Source organism: Ochrobactrum sp. BTU2 (assembly GCF_024539785.1).
GTDB lineage: Bacteria > Pseudomonadota > Alphaproteobacteria > Rhizobiales > Rhizobiaceae > Brucella > Brucella anthropi.
Genome location: NZ_JAHWRG010000004.1, coordinates 648,295 through 661,714 on the forward strand (window position 1 = coordinate 648,295; position 13,420 = coordinate 661,714).

Below are 13,420 nucleotides of genomic sequence, written 5' to 3' on the forward strand. Positions count from 1 at the left end.
TCACTCAGGCAATTTCAGTGTGGCATCGGATCGCCGCACGCGCTTGCGGCGACCGGAGAAAGGCTTTGGCACGGCATCAACCAGCGCGCGCGTATAATCATGCCGCGGATTGTCGAAGACCTCATTCGTTGGCCCCTGCTCAACGATATTCCCGCGATAGATGACAGCCACGCGGTCGGTGATGGCGCGCACGACGCCTAAATCGTGGCTGATGAAAAGATAGGAAAGGCCGAACTTCTCCTGCAAATCCATCATCAGGTTCAACACCTGCGCCTGGATGGAAACGTCCAGTGCCGAAACCGGCTCATCGGCGACGATCAGCGCCGGCTTGGTGATCAGGGCGCGCGCGATGGCAATGCGCTGGCGCTGCCCACCGGAAAACTCATGCGGATATTTTTCCGCCGAAGCCTTGGGCAGCCCAACCGCTTCCAGCACTTCAGCCACGCGGTCGTCACGTTCTTTGGCGTTTGTGCCACGCTCCAGCGAAACAATCGGCTCGGAAATGATACGCTTGACCGTATGGCGCGGATCAAGAGAACCGTAGGGGTCCTGAAAGATCGCCTGAAAGCCCTTGCGTGCCTCACGCAGGCCCGAGCGATCCAGCGCGTAGATATCCTGACCGTTGATGAGAATCTGCCCCGATTGCGGGCGTTCCAACCCCATCACGGCGCGAGCCAGCGTGGATTTTCCGGAACCGCTTTCACCGACAATGCCAAGGCTTTGGCCTGCTTCGATCTCGACATTCACACCATGCAGAACGCGCAACGCGCTCGTTCGTGAAAAGAATGATGCGCGCGGCAATTGATATTCGCGCACCACATCGCGCACCTGCAAAATCATGTTGCTCATAACACCACCTCGCCGTCTCGCGGGTGAATACAGGCGGCGCGATGCGCGACGCCGTCATTCTCAGCGATGAAATCCAGCCCCGGTATCGCCTTTCGGCAATCGTCCTGCACGAAGGCGCAGCGGTCGGCGAAGGTGCAATAGGGCGGACGCGCCAGCGGATCGGGCACCACGCCGGGAATGGCGGCAAGGCGCTGGCGTCCCGTGCCATGGCTGCGCACAAGCGCTGCCCCATGCGGAGAAGCCTGGAACAGTCCCCTTGCATAAGGATGCGCCATACGATGGAAGACGGCTTCCGTGCGCCCGGTCTCAACGATGCGGCCCGCATACATAACCGCAATACGGTCGGTCATTTCCGAAACCACGCCAAGGTCATGCGTAATCAGCATCAGGGCCGTGCCGGTTTCGTCGATCAGCTCATCCATGAGATCGAGAATCTGCGCCTGAACGGTCACGTCGAGCGCGGTGGTCGGCTCGTCGGCGATCAGCAGATCAGGCTCGCAGGCAATCGCCATGGCGATCATCACGCGCTGGCGTTGTCCGCCTGAAAGCTGGTGCGGGTAAAGATCGAGATTAAAGCGCGGCGCAGGCAGCCCCACGCGATCCAGAAGCTCGCGCGCCTTCCGCTCCGCATCGGCCCGGCTTTCGCCCAAATGCAGACGGCGACCTTCGGCAATCTGCGCACCTATGGTCTTGACCGGATTGAGCGCCGTCATAGGCTCCTGAAAGATCATCGCCATGCGCCGTCCGCGCATCCTGCACAGTTCCGCTTCCGGCTTGCTTGCCAGATTCTCCCCGTCGAAACGCAACGTGCCGCGCACACGCATCCGATCGGGCAGCAGACCCATGGCAGCAAGGGCGGTAATCGACTTGCCGCTGCCGGACTCACCCACCACACCAAGGCGTTCACCGCGATTGAGCGTCAGCGTGATATCGGACACGATATCCGCAACCTTGAGACCGATAGGCAATTCAACGGACATATTGTCCATTTCAAGCAAAGGTGTTGTCATCTCTGCCTCCTGACGCGCGGATCAAGCACATCGCGCAATCCGTCACCCAGCATGTTGAGGCCAAGTACGGCGAGCGTGATGGCAAGGCCGGGGAAAATGGCGAGCCATGGCGCGTCATAGATAAAGGTCTGTGCATCGTTGAGCATCTTGCCCCAGCTTGGCATCGGCGGCTGGGTGCCAAGCCCGACATAGGAAAGGCCCGCCTCGGCAACGATGGCGAGTGCGAACTGGATCGTCGCCTGCACGATCAGCACATGGTTGATATTGGGCAGCACATGCAAAAGCGTGATTGCCACGTCGCCACGCCCGGCGCAACGCGCAGCCTGCACATATTCGCGCTTCCATAGGCCCAGTGATGCGCCACGCGTGACGCGCGCAAACACCGGGATATTGAAAATGCCGATGGCGATCATGGCATTGACGGCGCCGGGGCCAAAAATCGCGGTAATGATGACAGCGGTAAGAAGCGCCGGAAACGCAAAGGCCAGATCGGTCATGCGCATGACGAAACCGTCCACCATGCCGCCACGTGCAGCCGCGAAAGCCCCAAGCGGTATGCCAATGCCCGCACCGACCAACACGGCGATGATGGAAACGGCAATCGAATTGCGAGCGCCGACCATGATCATGGAAAACACGTCGCGCCCGAAATTATCCGTGCCGAACAGATGGCTGAAACTCGGACCCTGCAACTTGTCACGGAAGTTCATGGCGGTCGGCGAATAGGGCGTCCAGACATAGGAGATGACGGCCATCGCGACGAGGATGACTGTGATCAGTGTACCGACAGCCAGGCTGCGGCTCAGCAGCACTGTTTTGAACACACCCGGTTTCGGGAGAGTCTGCGTTTCACTCATCGGCTGCCTCCCGTCGAAAGGCGCGGATCGATGAAGCCATAGACAAGATCGACAATGAAATTGACCGCGATCACCGAAGCGGCAAGCAGCGTCACCAGTGACTGCACGGTGACGAGATCGCGCTGCGCGATGGCCTGAAACACCAGCCTTCCAAGGCCGGGCAGATTGAAGACATTTTCGATGATGATGGTTCCTGCCAGCAGAAAGGAGAATTGCAGGCCGATGATGGTGACAACCGGGATCAGTGCATTGGGCACTGCGTGACGCCAGAGTGCTGCGTTACGTGTGAGCCCCTTGGCGCGCGCAGTCCGCACGAAATCCTCACCCAGCGTTTCAATGACGGCAGATCGGGTTACGCGGGCCAGAATTGCAGCAAGCGGCAAGGCAAGGGCCAGCGCAGGCAGAAAAAGTGAGCGTATCCCTATCCAGAAACCATTCTCCCATCCGGCGAAACCCGAAGCCGGAAACCAGCCGAGCTGCAAGGCGAAGAACAGGATCAAAAGAAGACCGAGCCAGAAATTCGGAATTGCAACACCGACCTGTGCCACGCCCATGGAAAGCACATCACCGGTCTTGCCACGCTTGGACGCCGCATAGACGCCAACAGGAATGGCAACAGCAACGGACAGCACCATGGACAAAAGCGCCAGCGGCAGCGTGACCATAATGCGTGGTCCGAGCAGTTCGCTGATCGGCACGGAATAAGTATAGCTCGTTCCGAAATCACCTTTCAGAAAACCGCCAATCCATTCGAGATAACGCCACCAGAGTGGCTGATCGAGGCCGAGCTGCTTGTGAAGTGCTGCCAGCGTTTCAGGTTGCGCATTGATACCGAGGATCACCGCCGCCGGATCCCCCGGTAGCACCTGCATCAGCAGAAAGACGATGACGGAAGCCGCAAGCGTCGTAAGCAGGAGCGAAACCAATCGCCCGGATATGTAAGCCAGCAAAGCGACCTCCTTGAAAAGACGGATATCCGCTTTCCACATTCCAACTCGCCGCACGCCCTCCCCTTATCTTTATGGGGTGCGCGGCCATTCGCGTAAAACCGCCCCGCCGAGCAAACGACGGGGCGAACCTTGTTATTCAGCCCAATAGGCTTGCGTCAGGTCGTCAGCCGGAATCGGCATGTTCTTCCACAGACCCTTCACATTCTTGTTCCACACACCGATTTTCGGTAGTGCATAGAGGAAGATATTCGGCTCGTCAGCAGCAAGTTTTTCCTGCAGCTTCTTCACGAGTTCGAGCTGTTCCTCATCACTTCCAGCCTCGGCATAGGCCTTGTAGAGCGCCTTATATTCCGGGTTGTTATAGTTGAAGTAGTATTTGTCGCGGGCATAGATATCGAGATCGCGCGCTTCGGTGTGCGCGATGATCGTCGCATCGAAATCCGAGCGCTTGAACACCTGATCCAGCCATTGTGCAAACTCGATCGGTACGAGATTGGCCTGAATGCCAACTTCCGCCAACATGGCCGCAATGATCTCACCGCCGCGACGTGCATAGGCCGGAGGTGGAAGCGTGATGGTGATCGATGTGCCAGTCGGAACGCCAGCCTCTTCCAGCAACTGCTTCGCCTTGGCCGGATCATACGGATAGGTTTCCGACAGATCGACATAGCCCGGATCGACCGGCGCATAATGCGAGCCAATGGGCGTGCCGAAACCTGAATAAACACCTTCGATCAGCGCCTTGCTGTCGATGGCATGAGCCAGCGCCTGACGAACCTTCACATTATCGAAAGGCGCCTTGGCATTGTTGAGCGACAGCAGCACCTTGCCTGCCGTATCGCCCACTTCGACCTGCAGCTTGTCGTCGCTCTTGAAGCGGCTGATAAGCTCCGGCGCCTGAAACATCGGGAACACGTCGATGTCACCGGCAAGGATGGCAGCCGCAGCAGCCGACGGATCGCTCACGAAGCGGAACGTGACGGCGGAAAGCTTTGCAGGTTCACCCCAATAATCCGGGTTGCGCTCTAGTTCGACGCGGTCGCCCTGCACCCAGCGCTTGAACTTGAACGGACCCGTGCCCACAGGCTTGGTCTTGTTGTCGGCAGCCGAATTCGGCGCGACCATGACCGCGTCACCCCAGCCCATATTGAACAGGAAATTCGAGGTCGGGCGCTTCAGCGTGACAACGGCGGTCGCCGGGTCAGGACATTGCGTGCTTTCAATCGGCGCGAACAGGCCCTTCTGCGCATTGGTGGAATCCGGCGCGACAGCGCGCTCATAGGAGAATTTCACGACCGAACAGTCAAACGGCGTGCCGTCATGAAACTTCACGCCCTGACGCAGCTTGAACGTATAGGTTTTCTTGTCGTCGGAAACAGTCCAGCTTTCAGCCAGAAGCGGCTTCACCGTGCCGTCTTCGACAATGCGCACCAGACCTTCATAAAGGTTGGCATAGGTAACCTGCCGGATACCGGCGGCGGCATTGGCCGTCGGATCGAGGCCCGGCGGTTCCAGTACTTCGCCAACCACCAGCGTATCTTTTGCAAATGCACCGTTGATCGATGCCAGCATCGCGGCTGTTATCAGCCCGGCTTTCAGCAGTTTACCCATTGTTCCTCTTTGGCTCCCCTCGTCTCTTTTTTAAATCGAACGCCCGCCATCCACGTCGAGCGCAACCCCGGTAATCATAGAGGCAGCGGGCGAGCAAAGGAAAGCCGCCGCTTCAGCCAGATCGTCGGGTTTCAACAGGCGGCCCATCGGGATGGAATCGCGGAATTTTTTACGGATTTCCTCGGTGTCTTCGCCCATGAAGGTGGTGAGAAGCGGCGTTTCACCGGCAACCGGGTTCAGTGCAACCACGCGAATCTTTGCTGGAGCAAGCTCGATAGCCAGCGCCTTGGTCACGGAAACGACCCAGCCCTTGGTGGCATTGTACCAGGCGAGGTTCGGGCGCGGGCGCCCAGCGCCGGTCGAAGCGACATTCAGAATAACGCAGTCTTCGCCCTTGGCACCATTGCCCTTGAAATGCGGAATGAGCTTGCGCGTCATCAGATAAACGCCGCGCACATTGACGCCGAGAATGCGGTCGAACTCTTCCGGCTCCACCAGTTCGGCATTTTGCGGCTTGTGACCGATACCGGCATTGTTGATCAGAATATCGACCTTGCCAAATTTCGATAAAGCGGCTTCCACTGCTGCATCGACATCAGATTCCTTGGAAATATCGGCCGCCACGGCCAGCGCCGCATCGCCGATTTCGCCTGCAACGCGCTCGGCTCCCGCCTTGTCGCGGTCGACGATGACGACCTTTGCGCCACCATCAGCGAAGCGCTTTGCCATGCCTTCGCCAAACCCCGAACCTGCTCCCGTGATGAGCGCGACCTTACCTTCAAGCGACACTGTAATTCTCCCGAATGCTATTTTCAGCCGTGATACACGGAAATCGTCTTCAGCGAGGCAAACCCGTAAAGCGCCTCAAAACCCTTTTCGCGGCCATGGCCGGATTTCTTGACGCCGCCGAAAGGCAGTTCGATGCCGCCGCCAGCGCCATAATTATTGATGAACACCTGACCGGCATGGATGGCATGCGCGAGGCGGAACTGACGTCCGCCGTCATTGGTCCAGATGCCGCAGACGAGGCCATAGGATGTGCCATTGGCAATCGCGATGGCTTCTTCTTCGGTATCGAACGGCAGGATGACCTGCACCGGGCCGAAGATTTCCTCCTGCGCCAGACGATGATCGACAGGCACGTCCCGGATCAGCGTCGGCAACACATAGGCCCCGCCTTCCGGCGCGTCTTCAGCCAGCACGCCTTGCGCGGCAATGGCCAGACCGCTTTCCTGCGCCAGTTCGAGATAGGTTTCGACAATCGCCTTCTGGCGCTGCGACACCACCGGACCGACCGACGGATCGGCACTGGCAGGGCCGACTTTCAGCACACGGTAGCGTTCGCTCATGCGCGCCACGACATCTTCATAAATGCTCCGCTCAACCAGAATGCGCGACGAAGCCGAGCAGGTCTGACCGGCATTCTGGATACCGGCATTGACCAGAAACGGCAAAGCGCGGTCGAGATCGGCATCAGCAAAGACAATCTGCGGAGACTTGCCACCAAGTTCCAGCGTCACCGGCACGGTGTTCTTCGCAGCCGCTGCCTGCACGGCCTCGCCGGTACGAACGGAGCCAGTAAACGAGATATGGTTGACGTCAGGATGTTCGGAAAGCGCTGCACCCGCTTCCGCGCCAAGCCCGGTGACGACATTGAGCGCACCGACCGGCAGACCAGCCTTTTCGGCAATCTTCGCAAATTCCAGTATGGTCAGGCAGGCTTCCTCGGCAGGCTTGACCACGGCTGCATTGCCCATGGCCAGCGCTGCGCCAAGGCTGCGACCCAGAATCTGCATCGGATAGTTCCACGGAATGATGTGCCCCGTGACGCCATGCGGCTCATAGATAGACAGAACCGTAAAGCCGTTCTGATAGGGCAGCGTGTCGCCATGCACCTTGTCGGCGGAAGCGCCATAAAACTCGAGATAACGCGCCAGCGCCACCACATCGGCACGGGCCTGGCCGACCGGCTTGCCGACATCCTTTGATTCCAGATCAGTCAGAAGATCAATGTTCTTCAGCACTTCTTCCGACATGCGGTGCAGCACACGACCGCGCTCGGTCGCCGTCAGCTTGCCCCAATCGCCGGAAAGCGCGTTACGGGCTGCAGCCACCGCCAGATCGATATCAGCCTTGGTGCCGCGCGCAATCAGCGCAAGATCGCTGCCGTCGGAAGGATTTCGGAGCGTGATATACTCGCCGCCAACGGCATCCTGCCATTCGCCTGCGATGAAATTGCCATAACGGAGCAAGCCGGCTCCTCCCGTCTTGTTCTCATGCTTCATTTTCGTTCTCCCGAAGAGGCATTTCCGCCTCCAGTCTCGCGGTTGTGGCGCGGATATGCGCCCGCGCCAGCCGCTCGGCTTCTTCGCCGTCGCGTGCAGCAATGGCTTCGACAATTGCACCATGTTCGCGGATTGCATCGCGCGCCCTGTCCACGGACAACGAGAACGAAGGCGCAAAAACCTGCGATGTCATCCGCAGAAGCGGCACGAAGGCGATCAGCGAGGCATTGCCCGCGGTGTTCATCACCGCCATATGGAAATCAACATTGGACTGGGTATAGGCTTTCGCATCCCATGGATCGACGACCGTGCCCTGCCCCGCAACATGCGCACGCAGTTTTGCAATATCCGCATCGCTCGCCCGCTCGGCGGCAAAGCGCGCGGCCACACCGTCCAGCACTTCGCGCACGGCATAAGCATCGATCAGGCGAGTGAGATCGGCAGAAGCGACACGCACCCCCCGACCTGGCAGGTGAATGACCAGCCCGTCACGCTCCAGAACGCGCAAGGCTTCACGCAAGGGCGTCCGGCTGATGCCGAACTCTGCTGCTATATGTTCCTGCCTGAGTATCGCGCCCGGCGCATAAACGCCCGCATAGATTCGCTCCCGAAGCGCCTCTGCCACTTCGTCCAGCAAACGGGTCTGACTGCGCCATTCAAAAGCCGCCAATAGAAAAGCCTCCCAACTTTTCTGGACACAATATCCTGGATACAAAATCAGTCAATCTGAAAACGGATGTGCTTTTCAGAAATTAAACAGAGAATGAAAGACCGGAAATTTCGTGAAAGGCACTCGAAACGATACAATCAATCAGAGCAAGCAATTGTCGAGGGAAAGCACGGGTCCGCGGCCTGTCTGAAACCTTCTCAGTCTCCGACAATCTCCGCCAGCATTTCGGCAAGCTGACGGATCTGGTCGGGGCCGTTGTCCATGTGCCGGATGACAACTTCCATCGGCTCGACGAACGGCAATCCTGCTGCGGCAGGCACCACCTGATGACCGGGAAGCGCAACACGCGTCGGCAGCAGGCTGACACCCAGCCCCTCGGCGACCGCACTTTGAATACTCGCCAGACTGGAGCTGGTGAAAACCACATGCCAGCGCCTGCCCACCCGATCGAGAGCCTCCGTCATGTCGCTGCGATAAAGCCCGTTCGGTGGAAACACGACGAGTGGCAGCGGATCAACGTGGGAAACGGGAAAATCGGCGCTATCGAGCCAGGACAGCGGCTCCGGCCAGTGCATGGTCCCAACCGTTTCGCCACGTTTTTGTTTCACCATGACAAGGTCAAACTCACCGGTTTCGAAACCTTTCTGCAAGTCACGGCTGAGACCGCTCGTCACTTCGAGTTTCGTGTTGGGATGTGTGCGCATGAAACGCGCCAGCGCAGGCGTAACCAGCCGTGAGGCGAAATCCTCCGGCAGGCCGAGGCGGAACACGGCAGCAAGTGCTGTGCCGGTCATCGCGGCTGCCGCCTCGTCATGCAAGTGCAGAATACGGCGCGCATAGCCCAGCAACTTTTCGCCTGCATCCGTCGGGCGCACATCATGCCGGGCACGTTCCAGAAGCGCCTGTCCAACAGCTTCCTCCAGCCGCATGATCTTCTGGCTTATGGTCGATTGGGTCGAGTGCAGCTGCAAGGCCGCAGCCGTAAAACTACGGCTGTCGACAACAGCCACAAAGGCCCGCAAAAGATCGAGATTGAAAGAAGTATTCATGAACCCACTGGATATCAGTTCAACATTTAATTTCCAAATATGACACCCTGCTTGTATGAACGCAACAAGCAGGAGAACCAGCCGATGCGTCAAACAATATTCAGCTTGAGTGCCTTGGCATTGATTGCAGGGACGATAGTTATGACCGAACCGACATTGCCGGGCCACCACGCCGCAGCCCAAGCCCATGCACAGACCGAAACGTCTCTTCTTCAGGCCGCAGCAGCTGGCGATCTGGCTGCGGTCAATGCAGCCATCAAGACCGGAGCGGACCTCGAAGCGCACGGCAAGAATGGCGAGACGGCGCTTCTGGCGGCCACCCATGCCAATCATGTCGATGTCGCCCATGCGCTCATTGATGCTGGCGCCGACGTCAATGCCAAGGATGCCATCAAGGACAGCCCCTATCTTTATGCTGGCGCGCGCGGACACCTCGAAATCCTCAAGATGACGCTTGCGCACGGTGCGGACCTGAAGAGCACCAATCGCTATGGCGGAACTGCACTCATTCCCGCCTCCGAACGCGGCCATGTCGAAACGGTGCGCACGCTGATCGAGGCGGGCGTCAAGGTCGATCACGTCAATAATCTTGGCTGGACGGCGCTCCTCGAAGCCATCATGCTCGGCGACGGCGGCCAGCGCCACGTCGATATCGTGAAGCTTCTCATTGATGCAGGGGCCGACGTCAATCTGGCAGATAATGACGGCGTCACGCCGCTTCAGCATGCCCGCAGCCGCGGCTTTGCGCCGATGGTGACCATGCTGGAAAAGGCTGGCGCGAAATGAGCAACGACCGCACATATCTCGATCAGGCCATAAGGCTCGCCTTCGACAATGTCGAACAAGGCGGACGCCCGTTCGGCGCCGTGGTCGTCAAGGGCGGCAAGGTCATCGCCACAGGCGTCAATCGCATGCAGGCCGATTGCGATCCGACCGCCCATGCCGAATTGCTGGCACTGCGCGCGGCGGGCAAGACGTTGCAATCGCCACGTCTCGACGGCTGTGAAGTCTATGCCAGCGGCCAGCCCTGCCCCATGTGCTTTGCCGCGATGCGCATGGCGGGTATTGAAAAAATCCGCTTCGCCTATTCCAATGAGCAGGCCGAACCCTTCGGCCTTTCAACCGCAAAAATCGCCGTTGAACTCGCCAAGCCCCTCGGCGCACAGACAGGCATCAGTTTCGAACATTCCCCGCCGGAAAACGATCCTGACCTCTACCAAGTATGGGAAAGCAAGAAGAAGACTGGCGCCTGAAACATGCAGACTACCATTCATCCGGCGACCGGCAGCAAGAACACAGCAAGCCTCGCCCTCATCACGCTCGTCGTCCTGATCGGCCTCAACCTGCGTCCGTTCCTGACCGCGCCGGGGCCGGTGCTTTCGGATATTGCGGCCGATACCGGCATGGGTTTCGGTGGGCTGTCCCTACTCACCTTCCTGCCAATGATGCTGATGGGGCTTGGCGCTTTCGCGGCTCCGGGTATCCAGTTGCTGTTCGGCACCCGGCGCAGCATGTTCGCAGCACTTGCCATTCTTGCAGCAGGCTCCCTCCTGCGCGGTTTTGTGCCGGACGGCGTTTCGCTAGTGCTAACCGCCGTTCTGTGCGGTGCTGGCGTTGCAATGATTCAGGCCTTGATGCCCGGCCTCATCAAAGCCAATTTCCCGTCGAGCATCGCCACCGTGACCGGGCTCTATTCTGCCATGATCATGGGCGGCGGAGCTCTCGGCGCGCGGCTGACACCATGGCTTGCAGGCAGCCAGCATAACTGGCGCTTCGCCCTTGCCGTCCTTGCAATTCCCGCAGTGCTGGCCTTGCTAACGGCACTGCCCATTCTCCGCGAGACGCCATCGTCGGGCAAAAAATCCGGAATAACCGGGCACCTGCTGCAGCGCCCTCGCACCTGGGTGCTGATGGCTGCTTTCGGTCTCGTCAATGCGGGCTACTCGTCCATGGTCGCCTGGCTCGCGCCCTATTATCAATCGCTGGGTCTTGCTGCCTCCACCACCGGCAATCTCGTCGCGGCGATGGCTGTTGCACAGGCGCTAGCGGCTTTCGGACTGCCGCTCGTCGCGCGCCACAGTACCGACCGCCGCCCGTGGCTGCTGTTGACATTGGCTATGCAGGCAGTTGGCTTCGCAGGCCTTGCCTTGGCACCCCAGCTTTCGCCTTTCTTCTGGTCTGCGATCTGCGGCGCAGGTCTCGGCGGCAGCTTCGCACTCGCCATGATTACATCGCTCGATCACCTGCCCAAACCGGAAGAAGCAGGCGCACTGGCTGCCATGATGCAGGGCGGCGGCTTTCTGATCGCGGCACTCGGGCCCGTCGCGACCGCTTTCCTGCATGGCCTGACCGGTTCGTTTGCTTCCGGCTGGATCATGCATCTCGTTCTGGTCGCGAGCATCTGCCCGCTCTATCTGAGCTTCAATCCGCACAAGTATGCGCATGTCATGAAACTGCCGGTTCAGGCGGAAAATGGCACACAATAGCGTTACTCGGCCAGTTTATGGGCCGAAAACAGTTTTCGTCCGGCAATTTTCGGCTAGATAACTTGCCGACCTTCCCAACAGGGTTAAGGTTACAGGAAACCTGTTTTTATTTTTGGCATTTGAAGCGGTTCCGGCGAACATGGAAGCGCCAGCCATATTAATCCGAATACTGGTCATAATATGAAGCACGAAACCGCGATCCATCAAGGCACGTCCGTCGCTCCGGACGGTTTGCCCAAGCCGAGAATCTATTGGGCATGGGCAACCCTGATGGTGGGCCTGACGCTTGCCGTCATCGATGGCACCATCGCAAATGTCGCCCTCCCGACGATTGCCGCCGATTTTTCGGCTGGTCCTGCAGCCTCGATCTGGATCGTCAACGGCTATCAGCTTGCAATTGTGGTCACCCTGCTTCCGCTTGCAGCACTTGGCGAAATCTATGGCTACAGGCGTGTCTATCTTGGCGGCGTGGCATTGTTCACCGTCGCTTCCGTCGCCTGCGTTTTCTCACGCTCACTGGAAGCGCTCACTTTCGCCCGCATCATACAGGGACTGGGTGCAGCAGGCCTGATGAGCGTCAACACCGCCCTTTTGCGCTATACGGTGCCGCAGGCGAAATTCGGTACAGCCATCGGCCTCAATGCACTCTTCGTCGCCGTTTCGTCGACTATCGGGCCGACGCTTGCCGGTGTCATGCTATCGTCCCTGAGCTGGCCGTGGCTTTTCGTCATCAATATTCCACTCGGCGTTGCTGCCGTCGTGATGGGCCTCAAAAGCCTGCCCGAGAATGAGCGCTCCGTACGCAAATTCGACGTGGTCAGCGCCATCCTGTCAGCGCTCACCTTCGGTCTTCTGGTCACAACCATCGACAGTGCAGGCAACGAAATCGGTTCCTTCGTCGTGCTGTTGCAGGCGGTGGGCTGCGTAACCGCGGCTGTTCTCCTCACACGGCGGTCGCTACGCATGGCCGATCCGCTGCTGCCGCTCGACCTCTTGCGCATTCCCGTCTTTACGCTTTCCATCTGCACTTCGATCATGTCGTTTCTGGCGCAGATGATGGCGTTCATCTCGCTGCCGTTCCTCTTTCAGGTCGTCTTTGGCTTCAGGCCGATCGAGGTTGGTTTCCTGATGATGCCCTGGCCTATAGCGCTTGCCATCGTCGCGCCGCTTTCGGGCAAACTGTCCGACAAGCATTCACCGGCAATTCTGGGCCTGCTTGGGCTCATCATATTCGCCATCGGCCTTGCTCTGGTCGGCATGCTGCCGGAACATCCGTCGATCCCGGATATATGCTGGCGCATGGCAATTTGCGGAATTGGTTTCGGCCTCTTTCAGGCACCGAACAATCGCATGATGATTACCTCCACGCCACGCTCACGCAGCGGTGCCGCCAGCGGCATGCTGGGCACGGCGCGCCTTCTCGGCCAATCGCTGGGAGCGGCATTCGTCGCCTTTCTGCTGTCGCAATGGGGCGTGGAAGCGACACCCTATATTCTCTTCTTCGCGTCCGGCTTCGCGCTGTTTGCCTCGCTGATCAGCGTCACACGCCTCGGGCGTTGACTTCATCCACAGCTTTGGAGGGACCCGGAAAATATCTTGCACAAAGAAGCAAATTTCCCTGTTGCAATCTCCGGAGCGTTGGTCCATATAGCG

The 13,420-nt window shown here is 58.9% G+C and carries 13 protein-coding genes; 4 read left to right on the forward strand and 9 right to left on the reverse strand.

All coding sequences use genetic code 11. From position 1 onward, the window contains the following. The 9 genes from KWJ32_RS15690 to KWJ32_RS15730 all read right to left on the reverse strand — a co-directional run bounded on the left by KWJ32_RS15690 (position 1) and on the right by KWJ32_RS15730 (position 9,281). The gene (locus KWJ32_RS15690; RefSeq protein WP_012091396.1) at positions 1-849 is read right to left on the reverse strand and encodes an ATP-binding cassette domain-containing protein; all 849 of its coding nucleotides are present in this window, start codon (positions 847-849) and stop codon (positions 1-3) included. Continuing rightward, positions 846-1,859, reverse strand: coding sequence for an ABC transporter ATP-binding protein (locus KWJ32_RS15695; protein WP_012091395.1), 1,014 nt, complete (start codon positions 1,857-1,859; stop codon positions 846-848). Before KWJ32_RS15695 ends, KWJ32_RS15690 begins: the two co-directional genes overlap by 4 nt. After that, the gene (locus KWJ32_RS15700) at positions 1,856-2,716 is read right to left on the reverse strand and encodes an ABC transporter permease (RefSeq protein WP_012091394.1); all 861 of its coding nucleotides are present in this window, start codon (positions 2,714-2,716) and stop codon (positions 1,856-1,858) included. Before KWJ32_RS15700 ends, KWJ32_RS15695 begins: the two co-directional genes overlap by 4 nt. After that, positions 2,713-3,666 carry an ABC transporter permease gene (locus KWJ32_RS15705; protein ID WP_040130064.1) on the reverse strand — a complete coding sequence of 318 codons (954 nt, stop codon included), beginning with the start codon at positions 3,664-3,666 and terminating at the stop codon, positions 2,713-2,715. The genes KWJ32_RS15700 and KWJ32_RS15705 overlap by 4 nt, the downstream gene beginning before the upstream one ends. A 132-nt stretch (positions 3,667-3,798) precedes the next feature. Beyond that, positions 3,799-5,277 (reverse strand): ABC transporter substrate-binding protein, encoded by a 1,479-nt coding sequence (locus KWJ32_RS15710; protein WP_012091392.1) that lies wholly within the window; start codon positions 5,275-5,277, stop codon positions 3,799-3,801. Between the two features lie 30 nt (positions 5,278-5,307). Continuing rightward, a complete protein-coding gene (locus KWJ32_RS15715) occupies positions 5,308-6,066 on the reverse strand; it encodes an SDR family oxidoreductase (RefSeq protein ID WP_012091391.1) in 759 nt (252 codons plus the stop codon). A 23-nt stretch (positions 6,067-6,089) separates the two neighbouring features. Next, positions 6,090-7,562: an aldehyde dehydrogenase family protein gene (locus KWJ32_RS15720; RefSeq protein ID WP_012091390.1), complete on the reverse strand. Its 1,473-nt coding sequence runs from the start codon at positions 7,560-7,562 to the stop codon at positions 6,090-6,092. Next, positions 7,552-8,232, reverse strand: coding sequence for a GntR family transcriptional regulator (locus KWJ32_RS15725; RefSeq protein ID WP_012091389.1), 681 nt, complete (start codon positions 8,230-8,232; stop codon positions 7,552-7,554). Before KWJ32_RS15725 ends, KWJ32_RS15720 begins: the two co-directional genes overlap by 11 nt. Before the next feature lie 197 nt (positions 8,233-8,429). Further along, a complete protein-coding gene (locus KWJ32_RS15730; RefSeq protein WP_151610245.1) occupies positions 8,430-9,281 on the reverse strand; it encodes a LysR family transcriptional regulator in 852 nt (283 codons plus the stop codon). 141 nt (positions 9,282-9,422) lie between these two features. On the opposite strand from KWJ32_RS15730, the gene KWJ32_RS15735 reads away from it, so the two are divergent. The 4 genes from KWJ32_RS15735 to KWJ32_RS15750 all read left to right on the forward strand — a co-directional run bounded on the left by KWJ32_RS15735 (position 9,423) and on the right by KWJ32_RS15750 (position 13,327). Further along, positions 9,423-10,067: an ankyrin repeat domain-containing protein gene (locus KWJ32_RS15735; RefSeq protein WP_012091387.1), complete on the forward strand. Its 645-nt coding sequence runs from the start codon at positions 9,423-9,425 to the stop codon at positions 10,065-10,067. After that, a complete protein-coding gene (locus KWJ32_RS15740) occupies positions 10,064-10,534 on the forward strand; it encodes a nucleoside deaminase (RefSeq protein WP_012091386.1) in 471 nt (156 codons plus the stop codon). Before KWJ32_RS15735 ends, KWJ32_RS15740 begins: the two co-directional genes overlap by 4 nt. Before the next feature lie 3 nt (positions 10,535-10,537). Continuing rightward, entirely contained in the window at positions 10,538-11,767 is a 1,230-nt protein-coding gene (locus tag KWJ32_RS15745; protein WP_012091385.1) for a cyanate transporter, read from the forward strand. Positions 11,768-11,947: 180 nt separating this feature from the next. Next, entirely contained in the window at positions 11,948-13,327 is a 1,380-nt protein-coding gene (locus tag KWJ32_RS15750; protein ID WP_012091384.1) for an MFS transporter, read from the forward strand. Positions 13,328-13,420: the final 93 nt, after the last annotated feature.

Excerpts from the sequence above, each read along its gene's own strand:
- KWJ32_RS15690 (WP_012091396.1), bottom strand. The coding sequence starts at position 849 with ATGAGCAACATGATTTTGCAGGTGCGCGATGTGGTGCGCGAATATCAA.
- KWJ32_RS15695 (WP_012091395.1), bottom strand. The coding sequence starts at position 1,859 with ATGACAACACCTTTGCTTGAAATGGACAATATGTCCGTTGAATTGCCT.
- KWJ32_RS15700 (WP_012091394.1), bottom strand. The coding sequence starts at position 2,716 with ATGAGTGAAACGCAGACTCTCCCGAAACCGGGTGTGTTCAAAACAGTG.
- KWJ32_RS15710 (WP_012091392.1), bottom strand. The coding sequence starts at position 5,277 with ATGGGTAAACTGCTGAAAGCCGGGCTGATAACAGCCGCGATGCTGGCA.
- KWJ32_RS15720 (WP_012091390.1), bottom strand. The coding sequence starts at position 7,562 with ATGAAGCATGAGAACAAGACGGGAGGAGCCGGCTTGCTCCGTTATGGC.
- KWJ32_RS15730 (WP_151610245.1), bottom strand. The coding sequence starts at position 9,281 with ATGAATACTTCTTTCAATCTCGATCTTTTGCGGGCCTTTGTGGCTGTT.
- KWJ32_RS15735 (WP_012091387.1), top strand. The coding sequence starts at position 9,423 with ATGACCGAACCGACATTGCCGGGCCACCACGCCGCAGCCCAAGCCCAT.
- KWJ32_RS15740 (WP_012091386.1), top strand. The coding sequence starts at position 10,064 with ATGAGCAACGACCGCACATATCTCGATCAGGCCATAAGGCTCGCCTTC.
- KWJ32_RS15745 (WP_012091385.1), top strand. The coding sequence starts at position 10,538 with ATGCAGACTACCATTCATCCGGCGACCGGCAGCAAGAACACAGCAAGC.
- KWJ32_RS15750 (WP_012091384.1), top strand. The coding sequence starts at position 11,948 with ATGAAGCACGAAACCGCGATCCATCAAGGCACGTCCGTCGCTCCGGAC.